The organism is Affinirhizobium lemnae (assembly GCF_022968395.1).
Taxonomy (GTDB): Bacteria; Pseudomonadota; Alphaproteobacteria; order Rhizobiales; family Rhizobiaceae; genus Neorhizobium; species Neorhizobium lemnae.
Genome location: NZ_JALJQZ010000071.1, coordinates 1 through 14,569, shown reverse-complemented (window position 1 = coordinate 14,569; position 14,569 = coordinate 1). Strand labels below are relative to the sequence as shown.

12 protein-coding genes are annotated in these 14,569 nt (G+C 54.5%); 7 read left to right on the top strand and 5 right to left on the bottom strand.

Annotation, left to right across the window (positions count from 1 at the left end; all coding sequences use genetic code 11):
• Positions 1–137: 137 nt before the first annotated feature.
• The 5 genes from MUU53_RS21935 to MUU53_RS21915 form a co-directional block, all read right to left on the bottom strand.
• Positions 138–704, bottom strand: a complete 567-nt coding sequence (locus MUU53_RS21935) for a recombinase family protein (RefSeq protein ID WP_247262753.1) — start codon at positions 702–704, stop codon at positions 138–140.
• Between the two features lie 398 nt (positions 705–1,102).
• Positions 1,103–2,317, bottom strand: a complete 1,215-nt coding sequence (locus tag MUU53_RS21930; protein WP_247262752.1) for an MFS transporter — start codon at positions 2,315–2,317, stop codon at positions 1,103–1,105.
• Positions 2,318–2,589: 272 nt separating this feature from the next.
• The gene (locus MUU53_RS21925; RefSeq protein WP_247262751.1) at positions 2,590–5,499 is read right to left on the bottom strand and encodes a Tn3 family transposase; all 2,910 of its coding nucleotides are present in this window, start codon (positions 5,497–5,499) and stop codon (positions 2,590–2,592) included.
• A 265-nt stretch (positions 5,500–5,764) separates the two neighbouring features.
• Positions 5,765–6,145, bottom strand: coding sequence for a hypothetical protein (locus tag MUU53_RS21920; protein WP_247262750.1), 381 nt, complete (start codon positions 6,143–6,145; stop codon positions 5,765–5,767).
• Position 6,146: 1 nt separating this feature from the next.
• Complete coding sequence (locus tag MUU53_RS21915; RefSeq protein WP_343229131.1) at positions 6,147–6,539, bottom strand: helix-turn-helix domain-containing protein; 393 nt, start codon at positions 6,537–6,539, stop codon at positions 6,147–6,149.
• Positions 6,540–6,868: 329 nt separating this feature from the next.
• Here MUU53_RS21915 and MUU53_RS21910 point away from each other — a divergent pair, with 329 nt between their 5' ends.
• From MUU53_RS21910 to MUU53_RS21880, 7 genes are all read left to right on the top strand, one after another.
• Positions 6,869–9,238, top strand: coding sequence for a DUF4214 domain-containing protein (locus tag MUU53_RS21910; RefSeq protein ID WP_247262749.1), 2,370 nt, complete (start codon positions 6,869–6,871; stop codon positions 9,236–9,238).
• Positions 9,239–9,332: 94 nt separating this feature from the next.
• Positions 9,333–10,868 (top strand): class I SAM-dependent methyltransferase, encoded by a 1,536-nt coding sequence (locus MUU53_RS21905; protein WP_247262748.1) that lies wholly within the window; start codon positions 9,333–9,335, stop codon positions 10,866–10,868.
• 435 nt (positions 10,869–11,303) lie between these two features.
• Entirely contained in the window at positions 11,304–12,116 is an 813-nt protein-coding gene (locus tag MUU53_RS21900) for a hypothetical protein (protein WP_247262747.1), read from the top strand.
• 323 nt (positions 12,117–12,439) lie between these two features.
• On the top strand, positions 12,440–12,679 hold the full coding sequence (locus MUU53_RS21895) for a hypothetical protein (RefSeq protein WP_247262746.1): 240 nt from the start codon (positions 12,440–12,442) through the stop codon (positions 12,677–12,679).
• Between the two features lie 192 nt (positions 12,680–12,871).
• The gene (locus MUU53_RS21890; RefSeq protein ID WP_247262745.1) at positions 12,872–13,555 is read left to right on the top strand and encodes a ParA family protein; all 684 of its coding nucleotides are present in this window, start codon (positions 12,872–12,874) and stop codon (positions 13,553–13,555) included.
• Positions 13,552–13,902 (top strand): hypothetical protein, encoded by a 351-nt coding sequence (locus tag MUU53_RS21885; RefSeq protein WP_247262744.1) that lies wholly within the window; start codon positions 13,552–13,554, stop codon positions 13,900–13,902. Before MUU53_RS21890 ends, MUU53_RS21885 begins: the two co-directional genes overlap by 4 nt.
• Positions 13,903–14,114: 212 nt before the next feature.
• A complete protein-coding gene (locus MUU53_RS21880; RefSeq protein ID WP_247262743.1) occupies positions 14,115–14,315 on the top strand; it encodes a hypothetical protein in 201 nt (66 codons plus the stop codon).
• The last annotated feature ends 254 nt before the right edge of the window (positions 14,316–14,569 follow it).

Genomic DNA, 14,569 nt, shown 5'->3' with positions numbered 1-14,569 from the left:
GCCGGACCTGGCCGGAACGGATCGTCGTGACGAGGCGGAGGATATCGTTCCAATTTGCCTTGATCCGCTCGATGTTGGCCCAGTCGGCCCGAAGCTGCGATTTCGGCCAACTCGAAGAACGTACGGTGAACGGATGATCAGATAGAATCTGACTGCCTGTTTTCGGCTTCCAGAGCGCGGTAGACGGTCATCCTGGAAACATTCAGTTCGCGGGCAACGGCGGCTTTGGTTGCGCCAGCAGCGATCCGGCTGAGAATTTCGGCGTCATCGACGTTCTTCTTGCGCCCCTTGTAGACACCGTCAGCTTTTGCCGCGTCGATGCCCGCTCGTTGCCTGTCCTTGATGAACTTCAGTTCCATGTCGGCGACCATGCCGAGGATCGTTATGACCATTATGCCCATGCTCCCGGCCGTCGTCACTTCAGGTTCGAGGACGCGGAGCGACGCCCCCTTTTCGTCAAGCTCGTGAACGAGATTTAGAACGTCGCGGGTAGAGCGACCGAGCCGATCGAGCCGCAAAACCACCAGCTCGTCGCCCGTATGCAGAAACTGCATGATGGTTTCCAGCTCGGAGCGGCCCTTTCGGGACGCTCCTGATCCGGTTTCTGAGCGGATGATTTCGCAACCGGCAGCCTTCAGCCGCTCGGTTTGAATATCCAGGTCCTGATCTGTGGTGCTGACGCGGGCGTATCCGATGCGAGCCATGGCAATTCTGTCACATTAGGGTGGTTTCGATTGTGTAACGTCACTTTTATCGAAAATCCACCCTTTTGTTACAGTCGATGCGCGTCATATTTGATTGTCCCTTAAGGGTGTACCTAAAAGTGTTATATTATTGGGCAAAATGACGTCGCAAAAAATCACCTTCTTTATGCGGACTTTTACGACCGACATTTGCGACACGGATAGGGGCCTTTGGTATGAAGAAGACGATGCTGATTACCGGGGCGGGAGGCGGAGTTGGGCGAGCGCTTGCGAGGCGGTCAGTCGTCTCTCCCTGGACACGAGTTGCGCGGGGCTGCCTATCGCGAAACTCCTGCATTGCCGCGCGCGCAAAAGCCAGAGGGTCATCCGGCGAGGGCCAATCCCTGCCTGCTTCCTGCTTAAACAGTCGCAGCCGCGCGCGCAAAAGACCGTCTCTGGAAATGGTACAGCATCAATACCGCACAAAGCAGCAATATGAGAAGGGCCGATGTAAATGCAACTAGGGACTGGAAGCCAAAATTGGTAAGTATTGCGTTGAAAATCAACGGCGCGAATGCGGTCCCGATATTCTGGGGAAGCTGTATCTTTCCTGCCATGACCGCAAATTCGCTTGCGGAAAAGAAATTGAGAGGAAGAACCGCGCGCGCCAACGTCGCTATTCCTGATCCGATGCCATAGAAGATCACGAAAAGGACTGACGCCGCCGGGTGCGGCGATAGCACACCCAAAATCATGACGCCAGTCAGAATAGACAGCACGGCCACGAGCGAGGTAAGGAGCGCATCGCCGCGCCGACCCAAAGTGACATCAGCAATCCGCGCCCCGATGCCTAAGACGGAGCGAAACGACGCAAGACCGAGTGCCATTGCGGACGTCGCGCCGGAAGCACCGATGATGTCGATGAGTGACGGCGACATGCCGAAACTGACGACACTGAAAAGTGTGGAGGCTGTCGCCAGCAGAACGAAAACGACCGCCCGCTCCCTTCCGATTAAATTCACCGGGGGTGTATCCGTCCTCGATACGTCTGCATTCGAGGCTTTCGTCGAGGTCAGCCCGAACCACACCAGGGGAGCGGCAATTGCAGCGACTACCAGCGCCGCAGCAAGCAAACTGGCTCGCCAGCCGATCTGGCCTTGGAGAAACGTGAAAAGAGGCCATGAGGCCGCCGTCGAAAGGCCGGCAAATATCAGAACGACCCCAATTGTCTGCTTCGGATTGGAAGAGTCGCGTTCCACCACCGCCGCAAAAGCCGGAGAGCCTAGCCCAAGGCTTCCGCCGAGACCGAGAATGCCCCATCCCAACACGTAGGCATACCAGTTTGCGGCAAGCGCCATCGCCACCAAGCCGACAGCCATGACCAAGTTTCCAAGCGTGAGCACCGGGCGCGCGCCGATGCGTTTCACAAGGCGTCCGACTGCCGGACCCGCAAGTGCCGTGACGATCAGAAAAAGTGTGGGGCCGAAATATAGAAGTTCGCGATCAATTCCGAAGTCGGTGGAGATCGGATTAGCAAGCACGGAGATTGTATCGAATGTGGCACCCCAACCGATCAACTGAGTTATTGCAAGGCACACAATCAATCGGCCCTTGGACCAACCAGCAAAATTCATTGCAAAATCCGTGATTTCAGCGAGATCGACGATGTTTCGACAAGGGCAACGATCCTCGCGGTCATCTATGTCGTTCAGGATAAAGCATGTACATGTAGGGAGAATGACGGATAGCTTCGTCGCCGTTGCCATTTCACATCGTCGTGGATGCTCGAAAGTGTCAAGGTGTCATTACACCGTAGGGTGACGATCTAGGAGAGATGCCGCAAAAGTCCCAACAAAAGTTGGAATTTTGCGCCTGAGTTTTGCATCGCGCATTTTCGCGCCGTTGCTCACGCTGCAATTTTGCTGAAATCTATCCGGCTGTCCAGATCCAGGTCAAACCGGCCGTAGGGGTTGACGTGAGCGTAGATCAGTGGCGTGAGGCCGCGATGATCTTCCGGTGTCATGCGGCCTTGCCAGACTGGTTCGGAGAGCACCGTTTGCAGCATGCGCGTGTTCACATAGACGAGCGAAGCCTGAAGAAGGTGTAGCGCCAATGCCGAAACCTCCTGCTCGTCAATGCGATTGGTCGCCATTTCACCACCCTTGCCGAAGAACACAAAACCGTTGGCGCTATTCCAGTTTTCAACGACGTTGAGGCCTTCATGGATTTCTCGGCGGAAGGCCTCCTGCCGCAGGTAGCGGCATAGGAAGATCGTCTTGACCGTGCGGCCGAGCTCGCTGAGCGCCTTGTAAGTCGGATGCATCACTTCCGCCCTCGCGAAGCGGCGCAGGATCGCCTCCGGATCGGCCGTGCGCGTCTGCATGGCAGCTGCATACTTGACCATTTCATCATATTGCTGCTCGATCTCCTCCCAGTTGATCGGGTTGGAAAGGATCGGAAGCAGGTTCGGCAGTCTTGCCCGGAAGCTCGCATCCGGCGATGCCAGCTTCTGCCGGGCAATCGCCTTCAGGCGTGGGGCGAGTTCAAAGCCGAGCAAGCGGCAGAAGGCAAAACCAACGGCGCTCTGGCCGTGGCTATCGACATATTGCCGTTGGATTTCCAGATCGGTGCAATGGCGAAGAACACCTTCGATCATCGATGCAACTTCCGACGACGAGCACCGCTTGAGCTGCGAATAGACGCACGTGGCCCGCTTTTCGACATGCCAGTAGATCATGACGCCACGCCCGCCATAGCGGGCATGCCATTCCGTCATCAGGTTGCGATCCCAGGTCCCGAACTTCGTGGAATCCGATGCGCAGGCCGTCCCGGCGTCACCCCAGACTGCTGCGTTGCGAATTGCAAGCGTGGCATTGGCGACCCGAGCGCAGGCTTCCCGCAAACCACCCGCGTGGACGAAGCGGCGATGCACATGCAAAAGCTCCTCATAGCTGGCATCGGTGGTGGCACCGGCCACCCGCTTCAGCCCGGCATTGGTGCCGAGGCCATAGAGGCAAAGAAGCAGTCGTTGATCCAGAACAGGCTTTGGCAGGGCGACACGGGAGGCCGAGGTCTCGAATGCGTCAAGAAATCCGGTGTCGAGGGCTGCTTCCTTCAGGACATCGAGGAGGCCCGTCATCGGCCAGCGCTGACCAATCTCCGATTTGATGGCTGCCAGCCCTTTCGGTTCCGGCGCTGGCTTGAACGGCGTGATCGATAGCCGGTTTTCGCCGCGCCAGAGGATTCTCACCTTCTCGTTTCGCGGGATTGTTTCGTTTAGAAGCAGCAACTCGTGTTCCAGCTCCTGGCGAACCATTGCCACAAATTCGCGAGCATTCTGCGTCAGGTTCAGCTTGGAATAATAAGAAGAGCGTCGGGCCGCAAAATCCTTCGGCAGATCATCATCGGGATTGCGGTAACGGTCAGCGCCGACAACCCAGATTTCCTTTGAGCGGATGCATTCCCGCAGTTGGGTCAGGACGCAGAGTTCATAGCTGATCCGGTTGATGCGACCATTTCCATCGATGACCGAACTGCGCCACTTTGCCGGGATCACTCCGTCTATCGGCACATCTTTCTGCGGCACGAACCGGCACCCATCATCCAGCTTCGCCCTGATCCAGTCCAGCGCGGACAAAACCGGTCGCCAAACCGCATTGTTCGACCGAAACTCCAGCACGGAAAGCAGGCTTGGTAGCATCCGGCGATAATGATTGGCCCATGAATTGCGCATGACTGCATAAATGCGGCGGTCGAGTGCACCCTTGGCACTGCTTTCCTTGATGATCGCCGCCAGCTTTTCCTTACCCACAACCGGAAAGATGACATCGCAGATGCGGCCGTCCGGATCGTCAATCGATGCGGTGGCAATATCGACAAGAAGCCGCTCCTTGCCATAGATCCGTTCGACATCCTTAGCGATGTCGCCAACCACCTTCCGTTTCGACCGGGTTCCGATCTTATGAACCGTTTCTACAAGCAGTTCGACCATTGCATCGGTCATCGCCGTTTCCCGCGCCATCAGATACACCGCATAAAGCGCGAGTTGGCGTGTCTCTGTATGACGGCGCATATCCGATGCCTTTTCGCCGGAAACCCGGCGGGCAACATGCTCGATCCAGGCCGGGTTCATCGCTGAAAGCATATTCCGTGGGAGTTTCAGGCTCCGGATGAACGCAAGCCGGGCGGTCACCTCGAGAATGTTGTCCAAGGTTGCTCGCCCCGCATCGGCCTTCATCGCATTGAAGCCCGTCGGCCCTTCCGCGTCAGCCAGTGAGCTTTCCATCGCCATTACAGTCTCAGGCGGAAGCGCGGCGTTCACCCCACGAAGCCAGCCGTCGAGATATTGTTGCCGTTGCGAACGAACGAGCCGTTCAAGCTCCTTGGCAGACGGACCATAGATATTGCGATCCCGGCACCAGAGGAACACCGCCTCAAGCATGGCGCTGACGGATTGTCCGGACGGGCAAAGCTCGCCGATAATCCAGTAAGAAAGCGCTTCGCGGTCTCGTCGCGTCATGCGGCCAAAGCCGAGATACTGCAAAATCTCTGCGCAATGCCGACGTGCTGTTCTCCCGCCGAAATCATAGCTGGACAGCTCGACGGCTCGGACGCCGATCTGCTCAGCCAGGTATTCGACAGCATCGTTTGGGATCAATGCGCCATCGTCAGCGAAAAAACCGCGTGCGCTGAAAAACTTCAACTGCGAAGCCAAGCCGAGCCTCATCGCGACCGGTTTAGAATTGATGAAATCAATATCGGCGAAGCTCAGGCTCCACTGGCTGACAAAATCCGAACTCGAAATACCCTTACTCATTAAAACGCTCCTCAACTTGGAGCGCAATGTCACGAACAGGCGCGTCGCGGGTCAATCCCGCAAGCTATGTTCCCACAACGTTCTTCGAGTTGGCCAAAATCGCAGCTTCGGGCCGACTGGGCCAACTTGGCTGCTGCTGATCCCAATCTTGCGGCCTATCTGAAAATAACTAAGGTCGTTGTCACGAAGCCGCTTGATGATCTGGTTGCATTCCACGAGGTCGCGTTTGCGACGATCCATCGATCTCTCCGCAGATGAAAGCTATTTAAGAGTCCGCGATTGGCTCTTTGAAGCCGCCGATACGCTTTCTATTGGGGTGCCGCCGTTTGAGATAAATGCCAGTCCGGTCTTCGGCGCTCAGTACGGCTGCAAGTGTGACACCGAGCGACCAGGCCAGCGCTGTCGTACTCATTTCAGAAGCTTTAGCTTCCTGGAGCACCTTCGGCCAATCTATCCCGGAGGCATTACCTTTATGCGGCACTGCCTTGCGGATCCGCTTAAGACGGATTCCGGTCCGATGTTCATGTTTGTGGACAGCGGAGGTCTGAACGCCAAGCTTTTTGCTTAGCTCGCCTACGCTAAGGCCGTTTCTGACAGCCTCGGTCAGCTCCGACATCCAATCAATGGATGGAGGGGCCTTGCTCAACTTAGTCCTGCATCAAACGAGATTCGAGAAGTGCCAAGCGCTTCTCAAGCTCGGAGATCGAGCTTTCCTTTGTGACTGGCTGGACAGGCGCAGGTTCACCCTTGAAGAGCAGATCGAAAACGATCGGCTCATTATAGCGCAGCATCGTCTTTGTGAATTCACGCGGATCTACGCCCAAGCCCAGTGCATAGGCTTCATAGCGCTCAGGCGGAACGCGACCGCGTCCAGCTTCAATCTGTGAAATAAAGGTGTAATATTCGATTCCTACTTTGGCCGCAATCTCGCGCTGAGAAAGGCCTGCGGCTTCGCGCTTGTCTTTAAGCCACTGACCGCACTCACGACGGAGAGCGCCGAGGTCATCACGGCTCTTCGGTGAAATGCTGAGCGAGGTCATTGTGTGGCTCCTATTACGCACTTGCGCGATTCGCTATTCATGGGCATTGAGGCTGGACCAACTCTATAAAGCGATTAGTGTACTGATGTAAAGCGCTATATGTTCTGTTCGGCTGGAACTTTTTCCCAATCTTTAGGTTCGGTCTTCTTAATTGAGGCAAAGCAGCGTTTTTGCTGCCTTCCAAAGTTGCGCACATCCATTCCTCATCGCGTCATATTTGAAAATGTCCCAATTTCTATACAGTGCCCGCTTGACCTAAAGCGAAACACTGTATAGCTATCGTCACCGACCGAAACATTGGTCGTTCCAATCTCGAGAGGAATTCTACAATGGCTACCATCCAGGGCGTATATGTCGCGCTGTTCGGCCGTCCGGCTGACCCGACAGGTCTCGCATATTTCAACTCCGTTACGAACAACGGCGCTAACCTCAGCGCGATCGGCAACCTTTCCGGTACGGCTGAGTACCAGGCGCGCTTCACCGGCCAGAACAACCTGCAGATCATCAACTCGATCTACCAGTCGTTGTTCGGTCGTGATGCAGACATCACCGGCCTGAATTTCTTCGCAAACCAGCTCGCAACTGGCCGTCAGACGATCAACACGATCGCCATCAACATCCTGGACGGTGCAACGGGTTCTGACCTGGCAATCGTTAACAACAAGATTGCTGCTGCTAACCTGTACACAGCTTCGCTCGACACAGGCGCTGAAGTTGTTGCGTATTCGGGCACTGGCGCAGCTGACGCTGGTCGCGCATTTATTTCGGGCGTTACAACAACTGTTCCGACACAGGCTGCGGTTGATTCTGCAGTTGCTAGCATGGTCAGCACTGTCACGACCGCACCCGGTTCCACAGTTGCGCTCACACAGAACGTTGACTCTCTCACCGGTACGTCTGCAAACGACACGTTCGTCGGTGATAACACCGGTGCAAATGCTACTGTTACGGCTGGCGACAGCATCAACGGTGGTGCTGGTATTGACACGTTCAAATACTTCGTTCCTGCCGCAACTTCTATTGAAGCTGCAACGCTTCCGACCCTCAACAGCATTGAAGTTCTCGCATACTCTGGCGGCAAGCTGACCAACGGAAATACCCTCGACGTCAGCACAAATTCCACTCTGACGACTGTTTCCGTGGATAGCCCTGCTGCAATGGCAGACGGTGACGCGTATACAATTAAGACTTCTGCTACGCAGGCAGTTGGTCTGACCAAAATTGTAGGTGTTGCTGGCAACGCAACTTCTACTGTTAACCTGAACGGCACTGCCGATTTGACGGTTAACGGCGTTTCTACCGACGTTACTGTTAACGTTGCAGGAGCTGCGACTTCGGCTCTGAAGATCAATGCGACTGGCGCTAATAGCACTATCGCATTGACCAACACTGGCGCGTCCTTGGCATCTCTGACTCTTTCTGGCGATAAGAATCTGTCCATCGCAGAAAGCATCGGATCACTTAAGACGATCAACGCATCCGCTGCCACTGGCAACGTAACGATTGATCAGTCTGGTCTGGGTACTGACAATCAGCTGACCTTCACCGGTGGTGCTGGCAACGACAAGATCATCTTCAAGCAGGCATTCTTGACAGGTGGTACGTCTGGCGATGTACTTGACGGTGGTGCAGGCACTGACACCCTCCAGATAAACGACACTGCGCCAGTGTACACGGCTATCAACGCTGCCAAGAACTTTGAAGTTCTCGCACTTGGCACGACGGGCGCAACCGTTGACGTTGCACAGGTCACCGCTCTGACGAAGTTTGCTGTCGAAAACACTGGTACTACTACGTTCCAGAACTCATCGAACACGACCACGTACGCAGTCAACACATCGGCTAACGTTACTGCGGTAAACGTTGGTAATGCTGTTGGTCAGACTACAGCTGACATTACTCTGACGAACTCCGACACGACTGGTGCAAACCACACTGTCGGCACTTTGACGTTGACTGGTGCATCCAACATCAACCTGACGTCAGCGAACAACGGCACTGCAGCCAACACCAACACGATCACTTCGCTCGTGAATGGTGATAACTCCAACATCGTTGTCAAGGGTGCAGCTGACCTGACGTTTACGCTTGCAAACGGTACATCGGTTGGATCTGCTGTCGATGCTTCAGCGTTTACTGGAAAGCTGGTTGTAACCGGTTCGAATTTTGGTGATGTCATCAAGGGTGGTACTGGCGCTGACACCATTACGGGTGGCGCAGGTGCTGACACGTTGACGGGTGGTGCAGGTAACGATACATTCAAGTTCGCTACGCTTGCTGTCACTCAGAGTGGGTTTGCTGCTGGTAACACCACAACGAGCAACATCGATAAGATCACTGACTTCGTCGGTAACGGTGCTCAGGCTGGCGATACAATCCAGTTCGGTGTTGGTGCTAACGCTTTCGGTGCTGCCTTGCAGTTCACGACTAACACGGTTGCTAATGTCACTGCAGTAACCGTAGCAACTGCTGCAGACTTCACGGCTCTGACAGCTGCTGTTCAGGCAGCAAGTGCTGGCGTAGCTTCCAATGCGACTACCGCTCAGGTTTATGATGTTACTGTCTCTGCCGGAGCACTTGCTGGCCGCTACGTTATCTTGAATGATGACACAAACACCATTCAAGCGTCTGATACGATCATCAGCGTTACTGGTGCTACTGGTGCGCTTCATGCTTCCGATTTCACCTTCGGGGCGTAAGGTTCGGTCTTTTGGAATGGAAGGAGGGGCTTGCCCCTCCTTTTTTTTTGAGCATGCTTCATCGGCAGAATTGCGGTACTAGTGGAGGTCGTCCATGAGCGGGGAGTGGAACAGCGGCTACGTCACTGACGTGACCTACACGCACGGCTATTACCAAGAGCTCAACCCCCATCGGGCTCGGCTTGCTCTCATCCAGGCGGGTTATGCTGCGCCGGACATCATGAATGCCTGCGAGCTGGGTTTTGGCCAGGGGGTCAGCATTGCCTTGCATGCGGCGGCCACGGAGGTTCGTTGGGCCGGAACGGATTTCAACCCCACTCAGGCTTTGCATGCGCAGGGGCTTGCGCGTGCCTCCGGTGCGGATGCAGATTTGTCCGATCAGGCCTTTGCCGAGTTTTGCGGGCGGGAGGAACTGCCAGAATTCGATTTCATCGGTCTTCACGGGATCTGGAGCTGGATTTCCGATGAAAACCGCGCCGTGATCGTGGATTTCGTGCGTCGCAAGCTGAAGGTCGGCGGTATTCTCTACATCAGCTACAACACTCAGCCCGGCTGGGCAGCGGCGGCCCCCTTGCGCCATCTGATGACGGAAATTGGCGCCAACCTCATTTCGCCTGCTGGCGGCAGCACCGCACGGGTTGAGGGCGCGTTGGACTTTGTCGACAAGATTCTTTCGACAAATCCAAACTATCTCAAAGCCAATCCGGGTATGAAGGAGCGCTTCGAGGGCATAAAGAAGCAGAACCGCTCCTACCTAGCGCATGAATATTTTAATCGCGACTGGCACCCCATGTATGTGGCAGACATGGCCCGCTGGCTTGGCTCCGCAAAGGTGAGTTTTGCTGCCTCCGCCCATCTGCCGGACAGTGTAGATGCCATCAACCTTACGCCCGAACAGCAGGCACTGCTGAAAGACATTCCGGACCCGATCCTGCGGGAAACCGTGCGCGATTACTGCATGAACCAGCAGTTCCGGCGCGATCTCTGGGTCAAAGGTGCGCGTCGCCTCACGCCGTTAGAACGGTCTGAAACCCTTAGACAACAACGCTTCTTGCTCATTGTGCGCCGTTCCAGTGTCCCTATGTCTATTACCGGTGCATTAGGTAGCGCAAGCCTATCTGAAGCCGTTTATACTCCTATACTTGATATCATGTCAGACTATAAGGTCCGTACCCTTGGAGACATTGAGGCAGCCTTGCAAGGCAAGGTGATGTTCAACCAAATTGTTCAAGCCGTATTGATTCTAATGGGAATGGGAGCCGTTGCGCCGTCGTTGGACCAATCAGCAATCTCAAAGTCAAAAAAGAAAGCTGACCGATTAAACCTGCATCTGATGGAGCGCGCTCGTAGCAGAGATGAGATTGCGTACCTTGCTTCGCCGGTTACCGGCGGCGGTATTCAAGTTGGGCGGTTCCCGCAGCTTTTTGCTTTGGCACTGAAGGCAGGACGAAAGACACCACAGGAATGGGTAGCTTTCGTGATTGAGACCTTGAGTATCCAAGGGCAACGTATTGTCAAAGATGGTCAGACCCTGGAAACCGAGGATGAGAATCGCGCAGAGCTCCTGAGACAGGCGCACGAATTTGCCTCCCAACAATTACCGATTTTGAAAGCGCTGGAGATTGTCTGACCGAACAGACAGACCGCTGTCTTCTGAATAAGCGATCAGTTGGCGTTCAAAAAATGCAGATACGAGAAAAGGGACCTTTGTTGGCGTGGCTTTGTGAAAATTACCTCACGCTTTGCGAAGTTCACTTCGTTTGCGAAGCAAGAGTTCCCCATGCCTCCCGATATGGATCTAGCCAATTTTTTCTGTAGCCAGTCGGCAACGCTTCGAACTGCGAGCGAAGTCACTTCTGGCATCTGTCCAAGAACCTTATTGCCATTGGGCCGAGAAGTTTCGGGAGCACCGGCACAGCAATCCGCCAAGATCTACCGATCACAAAATTCTCTGCATGGTGCGCGCCTCTGACCCCGCTTATGCATTGTAGAACAGGATCACTGTGTCTGCTATAACGTGCATTCTGCACCTTAATTACAGATTTTAGAGACGCAGAGTCTAAGTATGGTTGGAGGCGACATGCGGCCGTTGATATATGCTATTATTGGCGCTGCGATCTGCCTTTTAAGTATTTTGTTCTTTTTTGTTGTGTCAGGGCTAAACTGGTCTCAGTTGATTTGTAGCGCAGACGACCCAGATAATATCGCTTGTATTCGTGAATGGATTAATCCCGTAGCAGCTCTTTTCACGGTAGTCGCTATAGTCTATGCCGCACTGCAGGTATATGAAGCCAATCGCCAATCCGACGCGGCAGTCCGTGGTAGTCTAGTCCAACTGCGAGCAGATACTCGGCGTGAGCTCGAAAATATTGAAGTCGCATTAGAAGTTAGTCGCGATCTAGTTCAACTAGCAAGCAGCTTGGGCAACAGAATTGATGTCATTGCTGTTCGCAAGCTCAAAGAAAAGGCTGATTTTCACCGTTCTGTCGACCTAACTAACATCGCTGGTACAATAGGAGAATTTCTAGGTAGCGAGGCTACCTCGATTAATAAATTGAGGGAAGATGCGATATGGCAGGTGAGATGGCTTGCGACCTTGTCCGAGAATTTCGGGACTTACGTTGAGCAAATGGATACCGATAATTTTCAAGTTTATGCGCAGTATGGGGCAGAGAATGACGTTAAGCAGCTAATCAGCAGCAATAACGCGATCGCGCTGTACAGACAGCGTTGCGCGGAACTGCACGGATTAATTGTCGACGCGATTTCAGACCTCGACCGCGATGTACTTCACCAGGCTGAGGCGCTCAGAGGCAGACATTTGAGGGCGCGCGCATTGGAAACCGGTCAGCGTCTAAAAAGTGCGCGGAGACCTTGAAACATCACTTGATTCTACTGGTGACGCGTTTGATGGTGAGCAACTGCTTACAGGGTTATTTCACACTCAGCCTGAATCAACCCGCTTCGGTCCTTTTATGAATACGACAGTTCTCACCGCCGATAAGGGTTACTTATCGGAGTTAAGGGGCCGCTTTCTTGTCAATCTGGCGAACGGACTGAATGCCAGCTTTACGGTCCGCATGATAGAATCCGCCTCCCGCTTTCAATGACTTACGGCCTGAGGCGCTCCCGGCATGTCGCCAGCAGATTGAACTAGTCAGCGGCATCCGCGTTGGTTTCCGTCACCAAGGAGGAGCAACGATGGATACACCGCGCGCGCCAGGCAATTATCCTGATCGAGAGGTAGATTGCCAAATGGCATTAGAGCCTGCCTTTCAGGCGGTCATCGACGAGGCGGTTGAGACCGGCTGGGAACGCTCGGAGGTTTTGATTGCTCTATATGAGATCAGCCTGGCGATTGCCTCCGCTGAGGAAGAAAACGGGCACGTCAGCAACCTCCTCTGGAAAGCGTTTAAGTCCCCTCCCCGCCTCGGAGGTTGACGGTCATCAGAATGGGTTCTTTTTCGGTTCTTAGTAAGAACCCGGTTCCATTTCGGTTCCTAATCGGTTCGAACTCAGTTGGAGCTCGGTTTAAACTGAGTTCGAAGTTAGAATGTGGTAACTTCTCACCTGTATAGAAGTGATAGAGAACTCACTTCGAAGGCGGTTCGAACCGAAAAGGAAGCGGCCACAATGCCTGTTATCGTCTTGTGCTCCACCAAGGGTGGCGTAGGAAAATCAACGACAGCTCTCGTCCTGGCGCAGGTCTTTAGCGCAGCTGGTAAGGCTACGACCCTAATAGACGCTGACCCCAACCAGCCACTTGCTACCTGGGCGAAGAGGTTTTCCGGCAATGTCCCAGAGAACCTCCACGTTCAGGGCGGGATCAACGAGGAGACCATTGTCGACGCGATCGACACGGCCGCAGCTCAGCATCCTTTCGTGATCGTGGATCTCGAAGGATCTGCGAACCTGACTGCGAGCTATGCGATCAGCCGCGCCGATCTCGTTCTTATTCCGATGCGGGGGAAGCAGCTTGATGCGGACCAGGCGGGCAGGGTGGTTGCGCTGATCGAGCGTGAAAGCAAGGCCTTCCGGAGGCGCATCGAGTACCGTGTGGTCTTCTCCATGGCGACCGCACTTGTGACAAAGGAACTCAAGCACATCCGTGCAACGCTAGAGCAAAAGGGCATCCCAATTCTTCCAGCAGCATTGAAGGAAAAGGCTGCCTTCAGCGCAATGTTCCAGATCGGCGGCACCATCTTTGATCTTACAGACGAAGACGTGTCCAATCCAAAATCAGCGATCGACAATGCCAAGGAACTAGCACTGGCGGTCACCAATACATTAAAGGAAGCAGAGGCAGCAGTAGCATGAGCAAGGAAAGAGCAGGACTGGATCTCGACCTTCCAGACTTTCAGCCAAGGCCGAAGCCCCCAGCGGTTGATAGAGCCGAGGTGCGCGAAGCGGCGGAACGTTCGGGCTTTACGGCTCGCCATGCGCCTATGCCATCCGCACCGGTATCTGCGCCTAGCCAGACCCAGACGTTCGACGCGCGCAGCCTGCGCCGATCGACCAAGACAGCGAAGCTCAACATTGCTGTGACAGAGGAAGTTCGCCAACGGTTTTGGACGCTCGCCCAGAACATCGGTACTTCGGACGGGCAGGAGGCACTGGTTGCGATGATGAATGCAATTGAAGCTGAATTGAACGGCTCACGCTGACGCGGATTAACGCGCTTGCGCTGACGCGAGTTAATGCGCGTCAGCGTGCGTCAACTTAGTTTGACGCGAAGGCTTCAAGATGAAGGACAAGAGCCATCTCCCTCCCTCATTGACTCCTAATACAATGAGAACATAATAGGAACAAATGCCGCAAGAGAGTGGCTTGCCCCTATTATTTGCAGAGGAAAGCGCCTTGGCGCAAAGGAGAAGTCATGTCTGCAGTTGAGACAATGGACCTGCCAGAACGGTCAGATGTTGACCTCGCACTAGCCTATCATGATGGTGATGCGGTTGCGACGATTGCGACACTTCTGGAAGATCTCAAGCACCTCCGCCAGCAACTCTTACTGGCGGAAGGCGCGATGAGCCGGGGCATGACAAGGGGCTGGAGCCCGAGCTTCGAGCGAGACTGATGCCTGCCGGATACTACGCAGGCCGCTCGCATCCCTACCGCGACAATAAGATACCTCGCCTCTCTACAGCACACGAGATTGGGCAGTTCGTCCGGTTGGATTGCATCGTCTGCAAGATTAGCCGCTACTACCTGCCGGAAGACATTCAACAGCTCTGCGGTGACGTCAACGCCTTCCAGGCGTCACGACACGAAAGTGGTGAATCTGTCCGACATTTGAGAACATATGGTGATCACGCAGCGAGGATGGAGGTT

Excerpts from the sequence above, each read along its gene's own strand:
- MUU53_RS21935 (WP_247262753.1), bottom strand. The coding sequence starts at position 704 with ATGGCTCGCATCGGATACGCCCGCGTCAGCACCACAGATCAGGACCTG.
- MUU53_RS21930 (WP_247262752.1), bottom strand. The coding sequence starts at position 2,317 with ATGAATTTTGCTGGTTGGTCCAAGGGCCGATTGATTGTGTGCCTTGCA.
- MUU53_RS21925 (WP_247262751.1), bottom strand. The coding sequence starts at position 5,499 with ATGAGTAAGGGTATTTCGAGTTCGGATTTTGTCAGCCAGTGGAGCCTG.
- MUU53_RS21915 (WP_343229131.1), bottom strand. The coding sequence starts at position 6,539 with ATGACCTCGCTCAGCATTTCACCGAAGAGCCGTGATGACCTCGGCGCT.
- MUU53_RS21910 (WP_247262749.1), top strand. The coding sequence starts at position 6,869 with ATGGCTACCATCCAGGGCGTATATGTCGCGCTGTTCGGCCGTCCGGCT.
- MUU53_RS21905 (WP_247262748.1), top strand. The coding sequence starts at position 9,333 with ATGAGCGGGGAGTGGAACAGCGGCTACGTCACTGACGTGACCTACACG.
- MUU53_RS21900 (WP_247262747.1), top strand. The coding sequence starts at position 11,304 with ATGGTTGGAGGCGACATGCGGCCGTTGATATATGCTATTATTGGCGCT.
- MUU53_RS21895 (WP_247262746.1), top strand. The coding sequence starts at position 12,440 with ATGGATACACCGCGCGCGCCAGGCAATTATCCTGATCGAGAGGTAGAT.
- MUU53_RS21890 (WP_247262745.1), top strand. The coding sequence starts at position 12,872 with ATGCCTGTTATCGTCTTGTGCTCCACCAAGGGTGGCGTAGGAAAATCA.
- MUU53_RS21885 (WP_247262744.1), top strand. The coding sequence starts at position 13,552 with ATGAGCAAGGAAAGAGCAGGACTGGATCTCGACCTTCCAGACTTTCAG.
- MUU53_RS21880 (WP_247262743.1), top strand. The coding sequence starts at position 14,115 with ATGTCTGCAGTTGAGACAATGGACCTGCCAGAACGGTCAGATGTTGAC.